17 protein-coding genes and 1 riboswitch are annotated in these 19222 nt (G+C 72.2%); of the genes, 11 read left to right on the top strand and 6 right to left on the bottom strand.

The features are described from left to right. Positions 1–135: 135 nt before the first annotated feature. Together thrC and PCA76_RS30325 are read right to left on the bottom strand one after the other, a co-directional pair. Entirely contained in the window at positions 136–1422 is a 1287-nt protein-coding gene (gene thrC, locus PCA76_RS30320; RefSeq protein ID WP_272613844.1) for a threonine synthase, read from the bottom strand. An 11-nt stretch (positions 1423–1433) separates the two neighbouring features. Continuing rightward, positions 1434–1569: riboswitch (SAM riboswitch) on the bottom strand. Positions 1570–1636: 67 nt separating this feature from the next. Next, complete coding sequence (locus tag PCA76_RS30325; protein WP_272613846.1) at positions 1637–2605, bottom strand: DMT family transporter; 969 nt, start codon at positions 2603–2605, stop codon at positions 1637–1639. Between the two features lie 91 nt (positions 2606–2696). Here PCA76_RS30325 and PCA76_RS30330 point away from each other — a divergent pair, with 91 nt between their 5' ends. After that, complete coding sequence (locus PCA76_RS30330; protein WP_272613847.1) at positions 2697–3002, top strand: ArsR/SmtB family transcription factor; 306 nt, start codon at positions 2697–2699, stop codon at positions 3000–3002. Positions 3003–3080: 78 nt separating this feature from the next. Here the strand turns inward: PCA76_RS30330 and PCA76_RS30335 are convergent, their stop codons facing one another. Beyond that, a complete protein-coding gene (locus PCA76_RS30335) occupies positions 3081–3530 on the bottom strand; it encodes a DoxX family protein (protein WP_272613848.1) in 450 nt (149 codons plus the stop codon). A gap of 370 nt (positions 3531–3900) precedes the next feature. Further along, positions 3901–4134 (bottom strand): winged helix-turn-helix domain-containing protein, encoded by a 234-nt coding sequence (locus tag PCA76_RS30340; protein WP_272619739.1) that lies wholly within the window; start codon positions 4132–4134, stop codon positions 3901–3903. A 442-nt stretch (positions 4135–4576) separates the two neighbouring features. On the opposite strand from PCA76_RS30340, the gene PCA76_RS30345 reads away from it, so the two are divergent. Together PCA76_RS30345 and PCA76_RS30350 are read left to right on the top strand one after the other, a co-directional pair. Beyond that, complete coding sequence (locus PCA76_RS30345) at positions 4577–4840, top strand: hypothetical protein (protein WP_272613849.1); 264 nt, start codon at positions 4577–4579, stop codon at positions 4838–4840. Positions 4841–4922: 82 nt separating this feature from the next. Continuing rightward, the gene (locus tag PCA76_RS30350; protein ID WP_272613850.1) at positions 4923–5594 is read left to right on the top strand and encodes a DUF4232 domain-containing protein; all 672 of its coding nucleotides are present in this window, start codon (positions 4923–4925) and stop codon (positions 5592–5594) included. A gap of 176 nt (positions 5595–5770) precedes the next feature. Here PCA76_RS30350 and PCA76_RS30355 read toward each other — a convergent pair whose 3' ends face one another. Continuing rightward, positions 5771–6667, bottom strand: coding sequence for an ABC transporter permease (locus PCA76_RS30355; protein WP_272613851.1), 897 nt, complete (start codon positions 6665–6667; stop codon positions 5771–5773). Further along, positions 6667–9531, bottom strand: coding sequence for an alpha/beta fold hydrolase (locus tag PCA76_RS30360; RefSeq protein WP_272613852.1), 2865 nt, complete (start codon positions 9529–9531; stop codon positions 6667–6669). Before PCA76_RS30360 ends, PCA76_RS30355 begins: the two co-directional genes overlap by 1 nt. A gap of 374 nt (positions 9532–9905) precedes the next feature. Here PCA76_RS30360 and PCA76_RS30365 point away from each other — a divergent pair, with 374 nt between their 5' ends. The 8 genes from PCA76_RS30365 (at position 9906) to PCA76_RS30400 (ending at position 19175) form a co-directional block, all read left to right on the top strand. After that, entirely contained in the window at positions 9906–11084 is a 1179-nt protein-coding gene (locus PCA76_RS30365) for a hypothetical protein (RefSeq protein WP_272613854.1), read from the top strand. Continuing rightward, the gene (locus tag PCA76_RS30370; protein ID WP_272613855.1) at positions 11071–13635 is read left to right on the top strand and encodes a sensor histidine kinase; all 2565 of its coding nucleotides are present in this window, start codon (positions 11071–11073) and stop codon (positions 13633–13635) included. The genes PCA76_RS30365 and PCA76_RS30370 overlap by 14 nt, the downstream gene beginning before the upstream one ends. Beyond that, complete coding sequence (locus PCA76_RS30375) at positions 13632–14105, top strand: roadblock/LC7 domain-containing protein (protein WP_272613856.1); 474 nt, start codon at positions 13632–13634, stop codon at positions 14103–14105. Before PCA76_RS30370 ends, PCA76_RS30375 begins: the two co-directional genes overlap by 4 nt. Next, a complete protein-coding gene (locus tag PCA76_RS30380; protein ID WP_272613857.1) occupies positions 14102–14590 on the top strand; it encodes a DUF742 domain-containing protein in 489 nt (162 codons plus the stop codon). Before PCA76_RS30375 ends, PCA76_RS30380 begins: the two co-directional genes overlap by 4 nt. Further along, positions 14568–15335, top strand: coding sequence for a GTP-binding protein (locus PCA76_RS30385; RefSeq protein ID WP_272613858.1), 768 nt, complete (start codon positions 14568–14570; stop codon positions 15333–15335). Before PCA76_RS30380 ends, PCA76_RS30385 begins: the two co-directional genes overlap by 23 nt. Before the next feature lie 38 nt (positions 15336–15373). After that, positions 15374–15889, top strand: coding sequence for a hypothetical protein (locus tag PCA76_RS30390; protein ID WP_272613859.1), 516 nt, complete (start codon positions 15374–15376; stop codon positions 15887–15889). Between the two features lie 35 nt (positions 15890–15924). Further along, positions 15925–18150: an AAA family ATPase gene (locus PCA76_RS30395; protein ID WP_272613860.1), complete on the top strand. Its 2226-nt coding sequence runs from the start codon at positions 15925–15927 to the stop codon at positions 18148–18150. 92 nt (positions 18151–18242) lie between these two features. After that, positions 18243–19175 (top strand): SMP-30/gluconolactonase/LRE family protein, encoded by a 933-nt coding sequence (locus PCA76_RS30400; protein ID WP_272613861.1) that lies wholly within the window; start codon positions 18243–18245, stop codon positions 19173–19175. Positions 19176–19222: the final 47 nt, after the last annotated feature.

Raw genomic sequence — 19222 nt, forward strand, 5'->3', positions numbered from 1 at the left:
CGGATCGCCCGATCCCCCCAACGCATGATCCACTCCGTTTCCCTGATGTCGCGGTATCCAGGCCGCTCGGACACCCCGCTATCGGCAAAACCGAGTCGATCATCGAGCGTCGCGCGTCCGGAGGGACGGCGGGGGTCAGCCGAGGAGGCCGGCGTCGCGGGCGGCGCGCAGCGAGGGCTTGATGTGGTGGGTCGGGCCGACCTGCCCAGCCACCGCGTCGATGGTCTTCAGCCCTTCGCCGGTGTTGAACACGACGGTCTCCGCCGTCGGGTCGAGCCGACCGGACTCGACCAGCTTGCGCAGCACCGCCACGGTCACCCCGCCGGCGGTCTCGGCGAAGACGCCGGTGGTGCGGGCCAGATCGCGGATGCCGGCGCGGATCTCGTCGTCGTCGGCGTACTCCATCCAGCCACCGGTGCGGCGGACCGCCTCCAGGGCGTAGAGGCCGGCGGCCGGATCGCCGATGTTGAGCGACTTGGCGATGCCGGTGGGCTTGACCGGGGTGATCGTGTCGGTATCGGCGTGCAGGGCGACGGCGATCGGGTTGCAGCCTGCCGACTGCGCACCGAAGACCTTCCAACCACCGGCCGGCGCCTCGACCAGGCCGATCTCCACCAGCTCCGAGAACGCCTTGTCAATCTTGGTGAGCAGCTCGCCGCTGGCCATCGGAATGACCACCTGCGCGGGGATCCGCCAGCCGAGCTGCTCGGCCACCTCGTAGCCGAGCGTCTTGGAGCCCTCCGCGTAGTACGGCCGGACGTTGACGTTGACGAAGGCGGTGTCCTCGAATTCGTCGGTCTCCACCAGCTCGCCACAGAGCCGGTTGACGTCGTCGTAGGAGCCGTCGATGGCGACCAGCTCGCCGCCGTAGACGGCGGTGGTGATGACCTTGCCCTGTTCGAGGTCGCTGGGGATGAAGACCACCGAGGGCACCCCGGCGCGGGCGGCGTGCGCGGCCACCGAGTTGGCCAGGTTGCCGGTCGACGCGCAGGCGAACCGGGTGAAGCCGAGCGCCTTCGCGGCGGTGAGCGCCACCGAGACGACCCGATCCTTGAACGAGTGGGTGGGGTTGGCGCTGTCGTCCTTGACCCAGAGCGGCGCGGTGATGCCCAGCTCGGCGGCGAGGTGCGGGGCCGCCACGAGCGGGGTCAGCCCCGGGTCGAGGGTGACCCGGCTGGCCGGGTCCTGACCGGCGGGGAGCAGCGCGGCGTACCGCCAGATGTTCTTCGGGCCGGCCTCGATCTGCTCGCGGGTGACGGTGGCCAGCGCGGCCGTGTCGTAGTCGACCTCCAGCGGGCCGAAACACTCGTAACAGGCGTGCTGGGCGGCGAGCGGGTAGCGGGCCGAGCAGGCGCGGCAGACCAGGGCGCGAGCGGGGCTGGCGGAGGTGTCGATGCCGGAGGCGGGGAGCGTCGACGTCATGTCGAGGAGTCCTCTCATCTTTCCCCGCATCGCACGGTGCGGCGGGGACGGAATTGGCACCTGCCCCGCGGGGCGCTCAGCGGTGAGCGCGCGGGGTGGTTGCCGGGGCGTCGTCGGGCCGTATCCCTCAGCCCCTCTGGATGAGGTATGCAGTTGTGCCGTCGAGTCTAGGCAACGTCGGCGGCGGCCTCCACCGCAGATCCCAGTGAGTGGGTCAGCGGACGCTCACCGCCGCCGGGTCGATCACCGCGATCGGGTCCGTGACCGCCGTCGTCCGGGGCAGCGACGAAGGCCGAGGGCGGGTCCGCGTGGCGAGGTTCGCGGCGACCAGGGCGGCGATGGTGATCGCGGCCCCGACCAGCTCGACGGGCTCCGGGCGGTAACCGCGGGTGATCTGCACCGCGAAGGTCGTCACCGGGACCAGGTTCATGAACAGGGCGGCGTTGGCGGAACCGAGCCGCTGCACGCCGGTGTTCCAGGCCAGCACCGCGATCACGGCGGCCACGATCACGGCGTACGCCAATTGCGGGGCGATCGCCACGAGGTCGGCGGCGGCCGGCGCGTGCTGCCAGCCGACGGCGTCGGCGCCGATGCTCGCGGCCAGCATGGCGGCCGTTCCGGCGAGCGCGGTCAGGGTGGTGAAGCGCAGCGGCGACCAGTCGCCGAAGCGGCTCGCACCGTGCGTGTAGATGCCCCAGCCCAGCACCGCGCCGATCATCATCAGACCGCCGAGGCCGAACTGGCCGAGCCCGGCCAGGCTCCCGCGGGTGATCACCAGGCCGACGCCGAGGAGCGCCACCAGGGAGAGGGCCAGCAGAAGCGGCTTCGGGCGTACGCCGTCCCGCACCCAGCGGACGAGCTGGGTGATCACCGGCGTGGTGGCCACGAAGAGGGAGATCTGCTGCGGGGCGGCGTGTTCGAGCGCCAGGTTCGTGAGCAGGTTGAAGCCGGCGAAGCCGACCACACCGAGTACCACCACCTCGACCCCCCGGCTGCTGAGCCGGAGCGCGGCCGAGCCCTCGCGGAGCAGCAGGATGCCGACCAGGACGACGGCGGCGAGGAGGTAGCGGGCGGTGGTCAGGTTGAGCGGATCGACCCGGGTCAGCGCACTGGCCAGGACCGGGAACATCACTCCCCAACCGAGCACGGCGAGCAGCGGGTAGGCGGCGGCGCGGGATCGCATCCTCAGCTCCAATGTTCGAGTATCGTCGAACCAACGACACCGACCATAGGAGCTTGTTAGATAGTTGTCGAACAACGGTTACACTGGTCACATGGAGCTGCACGAACCAGACCTGACCGGCATACCGGTCACCACTGTGCTGGCCGCACTCGCCGACGACGTGCGGCTACAGATCGTCCGGGCACTCGCCGAGGGTGGCGAGTCCGCCTGCGGCAGCTTCGACTTCGGCGTCTCCAAGGCGACCCGCAGCCACCACCTCAAGGTGCTGCGCGAGGCCGGCCTGACCCGCACCCGGGCCGCCGGCACCAGCCGTCTGGTCCGGCTCCGCCGCGACGAGCTGGACAAGCTCTACCCCGGCCTCCTCGACGCCGTCCTCACCCCTCGCCTGCCGGCCTGACGCCGCGCCGTCCCGCCCGCCAGGGCGTCGCCGGAGCCGCCTCGTCGAGGCTCCGGCGACGCGTGGGCACGAGTGCGGTCAGACGGATACCGGGCTGGGCTCGGCCACCGACGCCGATGGAGCACCGGCGCGCCGCCGGGCGAGCAGCGTGTCGAGCGCCCAGGCACCGGGGCCAAGGGCTGCAACCAGCAGGAACGACCAGCAGAAGAGCGCTGACAGCTCACCCCCGTTGCGCAGCGGCAGCAGGTCGTCCGGCTGATGAACGACGAAGTAGGCGTACGCCATCGAGCCGGACGCGAGAAGCGCGGCCGGCCGGGTGAAGAGCCCGACCAGCACCAGTACGCCGCAGACCAACTGGATCAGAGCGGCCCACCAGCCCGGCCAGGTGCCGAGCGGTACCGCCTTGCCGGTCATGGGGTTGCCGCCGAACAACCCGAAGATCGAGGACAGGCCGTGCAACGTGAACAGCAGGCCGGTCACGATGCGGAACAGGGACAGGGTCGGCCCGCCGAGCCGAGAGACGTTCATGGAGACCTCCATCGAAGGAACTGAATACCTTCAATGGTGGGGCATGAAGACATCGAAGTTCATAAATTCCTTGCTAGTGGGAAAATCCCCGCCCCAAACATGCCAGGGCTGCGCCCCCGGCAGCGGACAAACCCGGCGGCAGATGCGCGGCGCGGATGCCCCGAGCTGCACTTACGCCCAAGATTGACCCGAGTGCCGACCCGGCCAGCGCGACCATGGGAGCGCTCCCGAACTGACCGTACCGCCTACCGGGTGGCCCGTACAGCCGTCGCGCTGCCCCAAGAATGGGGCGGATGGCTTGGGCGGCCTTACTGCGTCGCCCGCGATGGCGTAGCCGTCGGGCGAGCGGAGGATCGAGGCGGCATCCGATCTACGACGAGCCGCCGCTCTCCGCGACGTACGTCCCCTTGCCCTGGTGACCTTCCACCAGGCCACGGTCCCGAAGGATACGAAGTGCCGCCTGAGCGGTTGAGACGCTGATCCCGTACTGGTCGGCGAGCTGCGCGTACGTGGGTAGCTTGTCCCCCGGCTTAAGTTCTCCGGCGCGAATCTGGGCGGTGATCGCCTCGACAACGCGTACGTAGTCGGCGGTTCGGTTGGCCATCAGGTGGTACTCCTCGCTCGGCACCACCATCTGACCATGGAACTTCATCAGCTACAACACCGTCGTTGACTTAGGTAACTACGTCAACTAGCGTCTCTTACGCGGGACTCCTCGCTCGGCAGCCAGGCGTTCCGCTTCCCCCGGGCTGACGCCCGGACTGCCGGGGCAGGGCGTATGGCGGCTCAGATGTCCCCCATCTGAGGCTGACTGCCGCGCTGCCCCGGCGCCCCCGCCAACCGACGCGGAGGTCCAACGTGAAGGTGCCCGAAGTGCCAACGGCAGGCGCCTACGGGGGCGCTGAGGTCGTACACCGAGGGGTTGTTCGGATCGACCGCCTGAAGCCGGCCCGGGGCGGGTGCGGGGCTCCGGCCGGGGATGTCCAGGCATCGACCGGCCGACCCCGCCCGCCTCGGCGCCACCCCAGTCACGACGAGGGAGGGCCATGACGGAGTACGAGGTGCAGCCCCGCTGGATTGTGCACCTGCCGACGACGCTGACCAGCGTGGACGGCGCACGGGCGCTGGCCGAGGCGCTACGGGACTCGCTCGTACATGTCACCGCCATCGACTTCGGCGAGACGACCCTGAGCGAGGAGGACCGTCAGTTCCTGCGTACCCGAGTGTGGTGCGACGACCGCCTGCCCGGCGGCTCGCGGTGCACCCTCCGCACCAACCACCTTCCGCCCTGCTCTCCCGATGGGCTGTAGGCAATTACCGGGCAGCTCGACAGGGCTCGCGGCAGCCGGGGCCGGGCGGCGGTGCGACGCCGACGTGGGCGAGGATTGGCCGATGATCTCCCGGGATGCGGCAGCATGGCGACGGATCAGCGCGGCGGGAGCCGCAGCTCTTCTGCTCGGTGCCTGCACGCCCGCCGACCATCGGAGCCAGGCCGGGGACGGTCCGAGCCGGCTACCGACCACGCCGGGTCCGTCGGCGAGCATCGACCCGTGCCCGGCGTCCGGCGTGCAGATCCGGTCGACCGGGTCGGACGCCGCGATGGGCCTACGGGCCCTTGGCCTGGAGCTCACCAACTGCGGCGACCAGCCCTACCAGCTCGACGGGTACCCGGTGCTGCACGTGTTCGACGAGCAGCGCGGGCCGATCATGCTGCGGGTGGTCAATGGCGCCAAGGAGATCACCTCGGGCTTCGACCAGCCGCCCCGGAAGGTCACCCTTGCTCCCAACGAGCGGGCCACCGCCGTGGTGCTCTGGCGCAACCTGGTGACGGATTCGACCGTGGTGGCCACCAACGGTGAGTACCTGACGGTGGCACCCGCTGCGGGGCAGCCGGACGAAGAGGTCGACCCGGACGGGCCGATCGACCTCGGCAACACCGGCCGGATCGGCGTCAGCGCCTGGAAGAAGGCCGACCCGTCGACGCCCGTGCCGACGCGGCCGGCCCCACCGCCGGCGCCGAGCGCGGTGCCGTCATCGGTGAGCCCGCCCGACAGCAGGTTGTGAGACCAGCCGGCAGTGAGGTCAGCCGCACCAATGACCGCCGCAATGATCGGCTCCGTTTCGTTGAAATTGGGGTGTCCGAGCGCGAGGGACACCCCAATATCAAGGAAGCCGAGTCGATCAAGCCCAAGGAAGCCGAGTCGATCAAGCCCGGTCGGGCCGGCTGTGAGACCGACCCGTCAGGACGTGATGTCCTTGCGGGTGAAGCGCCAGAACGCCAACCCCCAGAACACCGTCGCGTAGCTGATCGCCGAGATGCAGCCGCGCACCACGTCGTCGGTCTGCACCGGGGTCGAGAGCAAACCCAGCCAGGCGTTGCTGAAGTGGGTGGGCAGGAAGTCGCGCACCGCGCCCAGGGCGGTGATCTGGTCCAGGATGCTGGACAGGATCCAGAGCAACACCGCACCACCCACCGCGCCCAACGCGGCGTCCGTGGTCACCGACAGCAGGAACGCCAGCCCGGCCACCACCAGCAGTACGACCGCCAGGTAGCCGAGCACGGCCAGCAACCGGAGCAACCCCTCGGTCGGCTCCAACTCGGCGGCGACCGTGCTGCGCAACGGCGACCAGCCGTAGCGCAGGGTGCCAGCCAACAGCGCCGTGCCGGCCAACAGCACCAGAGCCAGTCCCGAGTACGCGAGCGCGACCACCAGCTTCACCGTCAACAACCGGGCCCGGGGCACCGGGATCGCCAGCAGGTAGCGCAGGCTGCCCCAGCTCGCCTCGCTGGCCACCGTGTCGCCGCAGAACAGCGCGACGACCACCACCAGCAGGAACGACGCCGATACGAAGATCGCGAACAGGGTGAAGTTGAGCCCACCTCCGGTAGCCAACTCGACCAGGCTGGAGAACTCGTTGCGGCCGTTGTCGTCGTCGCCGCCCGAATCGAACTGGAACGCGACAAGGATGATCAGCGGCAGCAGCACCATGAACCCGAGCGCCAGCTGGGTCCGCCGCCGGGACGCCTGCCGACGGAACTCCGCCGCGAACGGCATCGTGGCCGACGGCCGGTAACCCCGGGCCGCTCCGGCCGGGTCGGTGACGCCCTGCGGCGTCTCGACGGAAGAGCCTGCCATCACCGGTCACCGCTTCCCCGAGAGTTCTCGCCCACCAGGGCGAGGAACGCGTCCTCCAGGCGCCGCCGGGGCACCACCCGGTCCACTCCGATGCCGGCACGCACCAGCTCAGCCACCACGTCGCTGCGGGCCGTGCCGTTGGTGTCGACCACCAACTGGCCGTCGCTCTCCGGCAACACGCGGACCCCGTGCAGCCGGTCCAGCACCGCCCGCGCCGCCACCGGGTCGCTGACGTCGAAGAGCACACTCGGCGACTCGCCCACGATCTCCTCGACCGGCCCGGACGCCACGATCCGGCCCTTGTTCACCACCACCGCGTGCGTGCAGGTCTGCTCCACCTCGGCCAACAGGTGGCTGGAGACCAGCACCGCCCGGCCGTCCGTGGCGTACCGCTGGAGCACCCGGCGCATCTCGGCGATCTGCGGCGGGTCCAGCCCGTCGGTCGGCTCGTCCAGCACCAGCAGTTCGGGGAGGCCGAGCATGGCCTGGGCGATGGCGAGGCGCTGGCGCATCCCGTGGCTGTAGTTCTTGATCTTCCGGTGTACGGAGTCGCCCAGCCCGGCGATCTCCAGGGCCGCGTCGAACTGCGCGTCCTCCCACGGCCGTCCGGTGGCCCGCCAGTACGCCTTCAGGTTGTCCAGACCCGACAGGTGCGGCAGGAAGCCGGGCCCCTCCACCAGCGCGCCGATCCGGGACAGCACCGGCGAACCGGGCACCAGCCGGCGACCGAAGACGTAGATCTCCCCGGCGGTCGGCTGGGTCAGCCCCATCAGCACCCGCAGCGTGGTGGTCTTACCGGCACCGTTCGGCCCCAGCAGACCCACCACCTGACCCGGGTGCACCTCGAAGTCCACGTTCGACACCGCGACGAAGCCGTCCGCGTACTCCTTGCGCAGTGAGCGCACGGCCAGCGGGGTATCCGCGTACTCCGGATGCACCGAGCGGTCCTGGCGACGGTGCCGCCGGCGGACCACGGCGACGACCACGACGAGGCCGATCGCGATGGCGGCGAGCAGGCCGGCGAGCACCCAGCGCCAGAGCGTCGCCGCGGTGGGGATCGGCTCGCCGCTGACCGTGGGCAGGGTGACCGCGCCGTCCGCCGCCACCGTGTAGACGGTCGGCTGGGCAGGCGTGGTGTACGCCTGGTCGGAGCTTGCCACCACCAGGCGCAGCCGGTGCCCGGCCTCCACCCGTCGGACGATCCCCGGCAGCGTCACGGTGACCGGGCGGGCGTCCTGCACCTGCTGCGGCAGGCCGGTGAGCCGGATCGGGGCGACCAGCCCGTTCGGCAGAGTGGCCGCGCCGTCCGGGTCGACGTCGTAGAGCTTGACGAAGAGCACCGCTTCCCCGGTCGGCGACGCGGCTCGCACAGTGACGGTGGGTGCACCGGCCACGTCAACGGCCTCGGTCAGCGGCGCCGACTCGAACCGGGCGTGCTGGCCGGGCACGTCGCCAGCCACGCCGTCCAGCAGTGAGGCGAGCCCGCCCGCGAACGGGATCGAGGAGATGGCGGCCGGGTTGCCGTTCGGCGGGTTCGCGATGGGCTGCGCCGGCCCGGCGACCGGGACGTCCCGGCGAGCGGTGCCGGTGAGGCCCGGGTAGTCGGCGCGGCGGAAGCCGGTGGCGACGAGACCCCGGTCGAGCGCGTCGAAGCCGGCGATCCGCGACCAGGTGAAGTCGTCGCCGGGCGCGTCGCCCTCACCCTTGACGTAGTGGTCGAGCCACTGGACGGTCAGGAACTTCACCCGGTCCGAGTCCGAGCGGGGGCCGGCGCCGCCGTCGTGCCCGCCGGTGAACCAGGCGACCCGCACCGGGGTGCCAGCGGCGGCGATGCCGCGCGCGTTCGCGTCCGCCTCACCGAGTGGGAAGAGCGTGTCCGCCTCGCCCTGTACCAGCAGGGTGGGCGCCTTGATGCGGTCCAGCACGCCCGCCGGGCTGGAGCGGCGCAGCAGGTCCACGGCGGCCTGATCGGCCTGGCCGGCGGTGGCGATCCGCAGGTACGCGGCGCACACGTCGGCGGCGAACCGACCGCAGGACGGGTCGGCGGCACCGGCCGGGGCGCCACCGGGTCCGGTGCCCGGGCCGGCGCCCGGTCCGGGGCTGGGCGGGCCGGCCGACGCCGGAGCGCCCTGCGGTTGGGCGGCGGTGCCGCCGGAGAGTCCGGCCGGGCCGGAACCCACGTTGCCCCCGCCGCCGAAGAAGAGGCCAGCCCAGCCCTTCTTGAACACACCCTCGGTCGGTGCCCCGCCGGTGCTCTCCGGCAGGAACGCCCGGGACAGGTCATTCCAGGTGATCATGGGGACGATCGCGTCCACCCGAGGGTCCTGGGCGGCCAACAGCAGCGCCAACCCACCGCCGTACGAGCCGCCGACCACACCGACCTTCGGGTCACCGGCGGCGTTGGTGGACACCTCCGGTCGCGCGGCCAGCCAGTCCAGCAGCCGCTCGGCGTCGCGCACCTCGTAGTCCGGGTTGTCCAGGTGGATCTCGCCGCCGCTGCGCCCGAAGCCCCGCGCGGTCCAGGTGAGCACGGCGTAGCCGCGCCCGGCGAACTCCTCCGCGTCGGAGCGCACCGACTCCTTCGTGCCGCCGAACCCGTGTGCCAACAGCACTGCCGGCACCTTCCGACCGGACGAGGCGTCACCCGGCAGGTAGAACGTCGTGTCCAGGTCCACCGGCTGGTCGCCGGACGGTCCGGAGCGGACGGTGAGCATCGCGCTCTCGCTGCGTACGCCCGGTCCCTTCGGCCACACCGCCCAGGTCACGGCGGCGGCCACCAGCACGACGACCGCCCCTGCGGCGATCGCGCGGCGACGGGTGGGCAGGGCACGCCGGAACCACGCGGCCGGCGACGGCGATGTCATGCGGCACACGGTACGGCCCGCAGCCTGAGCGTTGGCTGAGATCCGCCGTACGTCCGTCCGGTTGCCCCGATCGGTGATCGATGAGATGCGAGCGCGCAACGTCCGACGCGGCCCAGTGAGTTGAGTTCGGATCCCGTGAATTCCGATCTTCGGCGGATATCCACATCGATCCCTCCATGTCACACCCACTGATGAAACAGAACGTGCTGGCAACGCGGACAAATGGTGACATCGCTTGAACTGACGCGAACCTGACTCATCGACCAAGGGCCGACCAGCGGGACATTCGGCTAGTTTTCCGGTCCGGTGCACGGGACTCGTCGGTGAAACCCGACACTGCGCCGATCCGCGCCCCACGCCGAGGAGACACACACATGACAGTCCCCGCGCCGCGGGCCCGTCGACGGTCGTCCACGCTGGGCCGACTGCTGCCGCTACTGCTCATCGGGGCACTGCTGGCACCGGTGGGCCTGCTCCTCACGACTACCTGGCGGCAGACCACCGACGACCGGGACCTGGCCGCCCGGGAACGGCTCGGCGTGCAGTACCTCACCGCTCTGGCCACGGTCACCGACGCCCTCGTGGAGGCCCAGTCCGCCGCAGTCAACGGTCGCCCCGTCGCCCGGGAGGCGCTGAACCAGGCGGTCGAGAAGGTCGCCGCGGTGGACGCTCGCATCGGTGTCGAGCTGCTCAGCCAGGAACGCTGGGCCGGGGTACGCGCCAAGCTGGAGGCGCTACGTGCCCCCGGCACCGCCGACCCGGAGTCCGCCTACACGGCGTACAGCGAGGCCACCGACCTGCTACTGGCCCTGCACGACAAGGTCCGAGAAAGCTCCGGGCTCGTACGCGATTCCGAGGCCGACTCCTTCTACCTCCAGGACAGCGCCGGCCAGGAACTGCCCGAGGCGGTGGTGGCCGCCAGTCGGCTCGCCGATCTGGGCACGCTGATCTCCCGCCGGCCGGCCGCCGAGCAACCCCGTGGCCTGATGGAGCTGACCGGCCTGCGGGTGGCCGCCCTGACACCCGCCACCGACCTCGTCGACAACCTGCGCTCCGCCGTGGACGGCTCGGAGAGCACCGATCTCGGTGCCAACGTGCTGACCCCGCTGGACACCTACCAGCGCTCGGTGGAGGCGCTGGCCGCCTACTCCGCCCCGGCCAACGGCACGGGCGTGTTGGACCCCGGCCAATTGAGTGCTGCCGCGCTCAACACGCACCGCGCGGCCCGCCAGCTTCAACCGGTCATCCTCGCGGAGCTGGACGCCTTGCTGGTCGAGCGCATCGACAATCTCGACCGGGACCGCTGGCTGACCGCCGGAGCGGGGGTACTGGCCGGGCTGCTGCTGAGCTGGCTCGCCGCGCTGCTGATCACCGCCGCTCGTCGGGCCCGGCGTCGGGCCGCCATGGCCGCGACCCACGCGGAGACCCCCGACACCCCTTCGCAGGGCGACCCCTGGCAACCGGCGGCCCCCGACCCGCGAGCGCTGCAACCGATCGGCGCGGCCCGCGACCCGGAGACCGCGCAGTGGGGGGCATTCGATGCTGCTCGGTAGGCTCCGCATCCGCGGCAAGCTCGCGCTGCTCGTGGTGATCCCGCTGCTCAGCATGGTCGGCCTGGCCGTGCCCGTGATGCTCGACCGGGTGGCCGCGGCACAGCGGGCCAGCGACACCGCCGACCAGGTCCGGCTCGCGAGCCGGGTCGGCAGCCTGGTCCAGGACCTTCAGCAGGAACGAATCCTCTCGGTCGGCTTCCTGCTCGGCCGGGTCGAACGGAGCGAGCTGATCCTCACGTCCGCCGACGTGGACGACCGGGTGGCCGACCTACGGGCTGGAGGGAACGACGCGCTGACCGACCGGGTCGACCGCGCCCTGGACGGGGTGTCCAGCCTCGTCGACCTGCGCACGGCCGTGCTGGCCCGGACCGCGAACCCGGGCCAGGTGATGGAGGCGTTCAGACCGGTCAACGTGGGGTTGATCGACTCACTGCGCCTGGTGTTCGGTGTGGACACCGAAACGCAGGCGGGCCGTCAGGTGCTCGCCCTCGACGGTCTGCTCCGCGCCGACGAGGGCCTGGGCGCCTGCGCCACCCTGAGCGTCCTGGTCAAGGCGATCGGCACCCCGGACACCAGCGCCGCATACGTGGCGTGCATCGCCGGGCTCCAGGTCGACAGTCGACGCTTCCGCAGCCTGATCACGCCAGAGCAGCTCAAGGTGGCTCAGCTCAACGACGCGGCCGTTGCCGCGCGTACCAGCGCGGACTTCCTGACCACCAGCGCCCGGGACCCGGCCGGCGCGGTTCGGGACGTGCCGCTGGAGGCGCTCTTCCCGGCCGTCCGCACGATGATCCGCCTCGGTCAGTTCGTGGAGAAGAAGCTCGTCGCCGACGTGCTCACCGAGGTGAACGCCGAGCAGCGGCGCGCGCTGACCGCCGCGTACCTGGTCGGTGCCGCGGCGGCGCTGATCCTGGCCCTGGTGGTGCTGCTCAGCGCGGCGGTCGCGCGGACGGTGGCCCGACCGCTGACCCGGCTCACCCGCTCGGCCGACCGGGTCGCCCGGGTCGCCGAGGCGGAGCTGGTCCGGGTCACCGACGACGAGGCGGAGAGCCCTCAACCGGTCCGGCTGGAGCCGGTGGACATCCGGGGCACCGACGAGATCGGCGACCTGGCGCGGGCCTTCGACCGGGTGCAGAGCACCGCCGCGCAGCTGGTCGAACGGCAGGTCGCCGGCCGACGCAACGTGGCGCAGATGTTCGGCCACGTCGGGCGGCGCACCCAGAACCTGGTGGGCCGGCAGATCGCGTTGATCGACCGGTTGGAGCAGCAGGAGGTCGACCCGGGCCGACTGGAACACCTCTACCGACTCGACCACATCTCCAGCCGGTTGCGGCGCAACGCCGGCAGCCTGGTGGTGCTCTCCGGCTCGGCCGGGGCCGACGCGCACACCGCGCCGGTGCCGCTGGCCGACGTGGTCCGGTTGGCGCTCGGTGAGATCGAGGACTACACCCGGGTGGAGGTGCGGGTGCCGGCGGGCATCTCGGCCGCGCCAGCGGTGGTCGGCGATCTCATCCTGGCGCTGGCCGAGCTGATGGAGAACGCCACCGTCTTCTCCCCACCACACACCCGGGTGCTGGTGGCCGCCGAGGCGTCCGGCCTCGGCGCGCGGATCACCGTGGTGGACCACGGCATCGGCATGGGCGAGCAGCGGCTGGCCGAGGAGAACGTCCGGTTCACCCGCCGGGAACGGCTCGACCTGGCACCGACCGAGGTGCTCGGTCTCTTCGTGGTGGGCCGGTTGGCCCGCCGCCACGGCTGGGAGGTGGGCTTGGCCGCGACCGCCGGCGGTGGGGTGACCGCACACCTGGAGATCCCGTCGGCGTCACTGGTGCTGCGCCGCGCCGAGCGGGCCGGGGCCACCGTGGCCCGGGCCGCGGTGCCGGAACGAGACCGCCGTACGGCGGCAACCCCCGACCCCGACCAGGGCGCACTGGCCCTCACGGCAGCCGTGGCCACGCCAGCTGGCTTCGACTCGGACCTGCTCAGCCGGGCCACCCGCAGCCTGGGGGCCGGACCGTCCTGGAACGCGTTCGGCGCCGGTCAATCGGAGCAGGCCGTTCCCACCCCCGAGGGTTTGGAACCATCAGGCACGCCGGCCGGGCCGCGGGTCCGACAGCGGGTGCCCGGGGCCAGCCTGCACGCCACCGCCGCTCCGACCCGGCCGGTGGACGCCACCGGCGCGGACCCCGCCGCCGCCCGCGCGCTGGTCGAGGCGTTCCAGGCCGGTGTACGCCGGGCCGAGTCGGCCAGTGCCGGGTCGGCTGCGATGGACCCGAGCGTGACCGGCGACCTGCCGAGCACACCCGGAGGGGCCGGCCCCACGGTGGCGGACAGTGCCGACTCGGCCGATGCCACACAGAGTCGGCCCCGGCTGAACCGACGGGTGCCGGGGGCGAACCTCACCGTCGTCCCGGCGTGCCAGCCACTCAGTACACACCTCGGTGACCCGGCCGAGGTCCGCAATCTCATCACCGAGTTCGAGGCGGGCGTCGCCCGCGCTCTCCGCGAAGTCAGCCCAGACCGCCGGAACGAAGAAGGATCATCACGGTGACCAGCCCCTTCCTGCACGACAACGTCGACCAGAGCCAGCCCAGCACCAGCGGGGACCTCAGCCCCGAGGCCCGTACGTTCAACTGGCTGCTGGACTCCTTCACCTCCAGCACCGCCGGGGTCCTGGAGGCGATCGCGGTCTCCTCGGACGGCCTGCTGATGGCCATGTCGGCGATCAAGGATCGGTCCAACGCGGAGCGGTTGGCCGCCGTGGTCTCCGGGATGACCAGCCTCGCCGGCGGGGCGGCCAGTTGGTATGCGCTCGGCGGTCTGAACCGGGTGATCGTCGACATGGCCGACGGCTACCTGCTGATCAGCGCGATCAGCAGCGGTTCCGTACTCGGGGTGGTCGCCGACCGGTCGGCGAACCTGGGCACCGTCGCGTACGAGATGACGCTCTTCGCCGGGCGGGCCGGTGGTGCCCTGACCCCGCGGCTGATCGTCGAGTTGAAGAACGCCGTCCAGCAGTGACCCCCGACGTCGCCGGCGAGGACCCGGACCCGGATCCCCGGGTCCGGATCCGCCCGTACCTGCGCACGCCACCCCCGACCGGGGACGGCGCGGCGGCGACACCAGCACTGCCGGAGCCGGAGCCGGACGGTGGTCGGCCGTCCGGCCCCCGTCCGTTCGTGCTCACCTCCGGGCGGGTGGCGGGTGCCGACCCGGCGATCGGGCTGGAGACGCAGGTGACCGCCCGCACGGAGAGCGGCTGGTGGGCCGGCCAGTCCGGCGCCCTGCTGGCACCGGAATTCCAGGCGATCATCGCGCTCTGCGCCGAGCCGATCTCGGTGGCCGAGATCTCGGCCCGGACCCGGCTGCACTTCGGCGTGACCCGGGTCCTGGTCGGTGACCTACGGGCGGCCGGACACCTGGACGTGCACGTCACCGACGCCGACGACGCCTTCGACCCCAACCTCATCCTGCGAGTGATTGATGGACTCCGTGCGATCTCCTGAATGGCCGGTCGCCCCGCTCGGCGGGGTCGCCGCAAACAGCGCCGCAGCCCGTTACGGCATGTCGTCGGGCACCGGGCCCATCATCGGGCGCGCCAGCCCGCAGCCGGCCCCGCCGCCACCGCCACCGCCGTACCAGCCGCCGTCCGGCACGGGGTCGACGCGGCCACCGGCCGGCAGACCGGCCGCACCGCCGATCCCGGTCAAGATTCTGGTCGCCGGTGGGTTCGGGGTGGGCAAGACCACCACCGTGGGTGCGATCTCCGAGATCGCGCCCCTGACCACCGAGGCCGAGATGACCACCGCCGGGATCGGTGTGGACGACCCGGGTGCCCGGTCCAGCAAGACCACCACCACGGTGGCGATGGACTTCGGCTGCGTGACCATCGACCGCAGCCTGAAGCTCTACCTGTTCGGCACGCCGGGTCAGTCCCGGTTCGGCTTCATGTGGGACGACCTTGCTCGGGGAGCGCTCGGCGCGCTGGTCGTGGTGGACAGCGCCCGGCTGGACGACTGCTTCCCGGCGATCGACTTCTTCGAGCGGGCGGGGCTGCCGTTCGTGGTCGGGGTCAACGCCTTCGACGGCCGGCTGGCCCTGGAACTCGGCGAGATCCGCTGGGCGCTGGCCATCGGTGACCAGGTTCCCCTGGTCCAGTTCGACGCCCGGGACCGACTCTCGGTGCGGGACGCTCTGTTGGTCGTCCTGGACCGCGCGCTGGACCGTGCTACCCGGGACAGGAGGGCCTGAGCCAACCGGCTCCGGCCGTGGCGGGAAGGGGTGATTCGGTGAGGGGCGACCTGGACGAGACACTGGCCCGACTGGCCCGGCGTGAGGAGGCGCTGCGCCGGCGGGCCAACGACCGTGACGACACCGCACCACCGCCGGAGCAGGTCGGACCTGGTCGCGGCGACGCCCGCAACGCCGGGCCGGGCCGGCACGACGCCCGCCACGCGGGGGCGGACGCCCCCGGCGACGTGGCCGGGTGGGGGCCCGTCGAGGACGTGGCCGAGGCGGTCCGCCAGGTCGTCGGCGCCTATCCCGGTTTGACGGTCACCGTGCACGTGGAGCACGCCGGTCGGACGTACCCGTTGCGGGTCTCCTGGGACGGACCGGACGTCACGGTCGGGCCGGTGCCCCCGGCAGCCCCGGTGGAACCCCCGCCGACCTGGCCGCTGTCCGGCCGGACGGTGCCCGCCTGGGTGCCCGGCCCGGACGGGTTGACCCCCGACCCGGCGGCCCGGTTGGCGGAGCTGATCCGGCGGGACCCGACGCTGTTGGACGAGTTGGATCCGCGGCGCTGACGGCGGGGCTGGCTGCCGGCGGCTACGGTCGGGCGGTGGCGCAACCCGACCTGACCCTGACGGCGAGCCTACGGCCGGCCGCGCTGGACGCCCGACGGGGCATCGTGCGGCTGCACCCGGAGGTGCTGACCGCGCTGGGGCTGCGCCCCGGTGATCCGGTCCGGCTTGCCGGCCGCCGGGAGACGGCCGGCATCGTGGCGGCCGCTGCGCCGGGCGCGAGCAGCGCGCTGCTGTACGCCGACGACCTGACGTTGGGCAACCTGGGCCTGCGTGACGGGGGTCAGGTGCGGGTGACTCCGGTGCCGCTGATCCCGGCGGGCCGGGTCGTCCTGGCCGGCCCGGTGGGGGTGGTCGCGGCGGTCAGCCCGGAGATGCTCCGGCTCGCCCTGCTGGGCAAGGTGCTCACCGCTGGCGACGACGTGTCGCTGTTGCCGCAGGATGTGCTGCCGGACGCCTCGGTGCGCAGCCTGGTCGAGGCGGCTCGACGCAGCCTCGCCAACACGGTCGGTTTCGCCTGGACCAGCACCCTGCTCACCGTGGTCACGGTCGAGCCGGGCGTCGGCGCGCTGGTCACCATGGACACGTCGATCGCCTGGGAGCACGGCCCGGCCACCCACGGCGGGATTGCCCCGGTCGACGCCCCGCCGGCCCAGCCGCGCGGGACGGCTGACGAGGTCCCGGCGGTGGACCCGCCCGACGACGCGCCCGACGTCGACGAGCTACCCGGGCTGCGGGCCCAGGCCGAGGAGCTGAACGAGCTGCTCGACCTAGGCTTTCACCACCGGGAGGTGCTGGGCCGGCTGGGCACCACCATCTCGTTGGGGGTGCTGCTCGTCGGCCCGGCCGGCTCCGGGAAGTCAGCGCTGGTTCGGGCCGTCGCCGCCCGGGTCGGTGCCCGCGTCCACCCGCTCTGGGCACCCGAGGTGGCCGCGCTGGCCAACCAGGCCGCCGCCGACCGGTTGCGCGCAGCGGCGACGGCGGCCCGAGCCGGCGCACCGGCGGTGCTGCTGGTCTCGGACGTCGAGGCGCTCGCGCCGGCGGACGATCCCGGCCCGGTGGCGACGGTCTTCCGCCAGGTGCTCGCGGAGAGCATCCGAGCCGGTGTCGCCGTGGTCTGCACCACCGGCCGGCCGGAGGCGGTCGACCCCGCACTGCGTGCGCCCGACCTGCTGTCACTGCGGATCAGCATCCCGCTCCCCGACCAACCGTTGCGCCGCGAACAGCTCACCGTGCTGACCCGGCAGGTGCCGCTGGCCGACGACGTACGGCTGGACGAGGTGGCCGCGCGTACCCCCGGGTTCGTCGCGGCGGACCTGGCCGCGCTGGTCCGGGAGGCCGGGGTACGCGCGGCGCTGCGGCAGAAGTCCGCCGAGACGCCGACGGTGTCGATGGCCGACTTCACCGCCGCTCTGGAGGTGGTCCGGCCGACCACGATGGCGGCGTCGACCCTGGATCTGGCCTCGGTGACTCTGGACGACGTGGGTGGCCTGGACGAGGTCAAGCAGACGCTGACCGAGTCGGTGCTGTGGCCGCTGACCTACCCGGACACCTTCGCCCGGCTCGGGGTGCAACCACCGCGCGGCGTGCTGCTCTACGGACCACCGGGGTGTGGGAAGACATACCTGGTCACCGCACTGGCTGGGTCGGGGCGGGCCAACGTGCTGTCGGTGAAGGGCGCGGAGCTGCTCTCCAAGTGGGTCGGCGAGAGCGAACGCGCGGTCCGCGAGCTGTTCCGCCGGGCCCGGGAGGCGGCCCCCACCCTGATCTTCCTGGACGAGGTGGACGCGCTGGCCCCGGTACGCGGCCAGGCCACCGACGGAGGGACCACGGACCGGGTGGTCGCCGCGCTGCTCACCGAACTGGACGGGGTGGAGACGCTGCGCAACGTGGTGGTCGTCGGCGCCACGAACCGGCCGGACCTGATCGACCCGGCGCTGCTGCGGCCGGGCCGGTTGGAGCGGCTGGTCTACGTGCCGCCACCGGACGGGCCTGCCCGCGCGGAGATCCTGCGGGCCGCGTCAAGGCAGGTGCCGCTGGCACCGGACGTCGACCTGGCCGTCCTCGGCGACGAGCTGACCGGCTTCTCCGCTGCGGACTGCGCGGCGCTGGTCCGGGAGGCGGCACTGGCCGCCATGCGGGAGTCGCTGGCTGCCGCCACCGTCACCGCCGAGCACGTGGCGAGCGCGCGGGCACGGGTACGTCCGTCGCTGGACCCGGCCCAGGTCGCCTGGTTGGCCGCGTACGCCGCCAACCGGGGGTGAGCGGAGCAGTACAACCTTTCGTCGCACCTCGGGCGTTCCTAGGAGGTCATCTTCCTCAGTGGAGTTATCCACTCGGACGTCAGAGGTGCTCCTTGCACAAGCTGTTCTCTCTCATCGCCGTCCCGCTGCTGGCGGCGGCGACCCTGTCCACGGTCGGCGCACCGGCGGCGGCTCACCCGACGAAGCCGTTCCCGGCCCGGATCGCCCTGCCCGACGGCTTCACCCCCGAAGGGCTGACGATCGGTCGGGGCACCACCGTGTACGTCGGGTCCATCCTGGATGGCGCCGTATGGCGGGGTGACTTACGCACCGGGCGCGGCTCCGTGCTGATCCCGGGCACACCGGGCACCGACAAGGCGGGCCTCAAACTCGACCCGCAGGGCCGACTCTGGACCGCCGACTTCTCCGGCGGCGGCGCCAGCGTGTACGACGCGGGCACCGGTGCCAAGCTGGCCCACTACCAGTTCACCGACGAGCCCGGCAGTTACGTCAACGACCTGGTGATCACCGACCGCGCGGTCTACTTCACCGACTCCGCACGCCAGGTGCTGTATGTCGTGCCGCTGGGACCCGGTGGTCGCCTGCCGGCCCCCACCGCCTTCCGGGTCCTCCAGCTCACCGGCCCGGCCGCGACGCCGGACGTCTACCACAACGGGATCGTGGCCCTGCCGGACGGCGATCTGCTGGTCGCGCAGATGCTGCCCGGGCGACTGGTGCGCATCGACCCGAGGACCGGCGGCAGCCGTCTCGTCGACCTCGGTGGCTACTCGGTGGAGCGAGCCGACGGGCTGGTCCTGCGTGGTCGGACCCTCTACGTGATCCGGAACCTGACCAACGTCATCGCGGTGGTCCGGATGAACGCCGGGTACACCGCTGGGGTGGTGCAGCGGGAGATCACCGGTTCGCAGCTGCGGTCGCCGGCCACCGGCGACCTGCTCGGCTCCGCGTTGTACGTGGTGAACGGTCGGTTCGACGTGGAGTCGACGCCGACCACCGACTACGACATCGTGCGGGTGCCAGCCTGATCGAGGCGGTCGGCGGTGACCCCCACGGTCGCCGCCGGCCGATCCGG

The sequence above is a fragment of the Micromonospora sp. LH3U1 genome, assembly GCF_028475105.1.
Taxonomy (GTDB): domain Bacteria; phylum Actinomycetota; class Actinomycetes; order Mycobacteriales; family Micromonosporaceae; genus Micromonospora.

What these genes read in the sequence shown, in the direction of transcription:
- thrC (WP_272613844.1), bottom strand. Translation starts at nt 1,422, where the DNA reads ATGACGTCGACGCTCCCCGCCTCCGGCATCGACACCTCCGCCAGCCCC.
- PCA76_RS30325 (WP_272613846.1), bottom strand. Translation starts at nt 2,605, where the DNA reads ATGCGATCCCGCGCCGCCGCCTACCCGCTGCTCGCCGTGCTCGGTTGG.
- PCA76_RS30330 (WP_272613847.1), top strand. Translation starts at nt 2,697, where the DNA reads ATGGAGCTGCACGAACCAGACCTGACCGGCATACCGGTCACCACTGTG.
- PCA76_RS30335 (WP_272613848.1), bottom strand. Translation starts at nt 3,530, where the DNA reads ATGAACGTCTCTCGGCTCGGCGGGCCGACCCTGTCCCTGTTCCGCATC.
- PCA76_RS30340 (WP_272619739.1), bottom strand. Translation starts at nt 4,134, where the DNA reads ATGGCCAACCGAACCGCCGACTACGTACGCGTTGTCGAGGCGATCACC.
- PCA76_RS30345 (WP_272613849.1), top strand. Translation starts at nt 4,577, where the DNA reads ATGACGGAGTACGAGGTGCAGCCCCGCTGGATTGTGCACCTGCCGACG.
- PCA76_RS30350 (WP_272613850.1), top strand. Translation starts at nt 4,923, where the DNA reads ATGATCTCCCGGGATGCGGCAGCATGGCGACGGATCAGCGCGGCGGGA.
- PCA76_RS30355 (WP_272613851.1), bottom strand. Translation starts at nt 6,667, where the DNA reads ATGGCAGGCTCTTCCGTCGAGACGCCGCAGGGCGTCACCGACCCGGCC.
- PCA76_RS30360 (WP_272613852.1), bottom strand. Translation starts at nt 9,531, where the DNA reads ATGACATCGCCGTCGCCGGCCGCGTGGTTCCGGCGTGCCCTGCCCACC.
- PCA76_RS30365 (WP_272613854.1), top strand. Translation starts at nt 9,906, where the DNA reads ATGACAGTCCCCGCGCCGCGGGCCCGTCGACGGTCGTCCACGCTGGGC.
- PCA76_RS30370 (WP_272613855.1), top strand. Translation starts at nt 11,071, where the DNA reads ATGCTGCTCGGTAGGCTCCGCATCCGCGGCAAGCTCGCGCTGCTCGTG.
- PCA76_RS30385 (WP_272613858.1), top strand. Translation starts at nt 14,568, where the DNA reads ATGGACTCCGTGCGATCTCCTGAATGGCCGGTCGCCCCGCTCGGCGGG.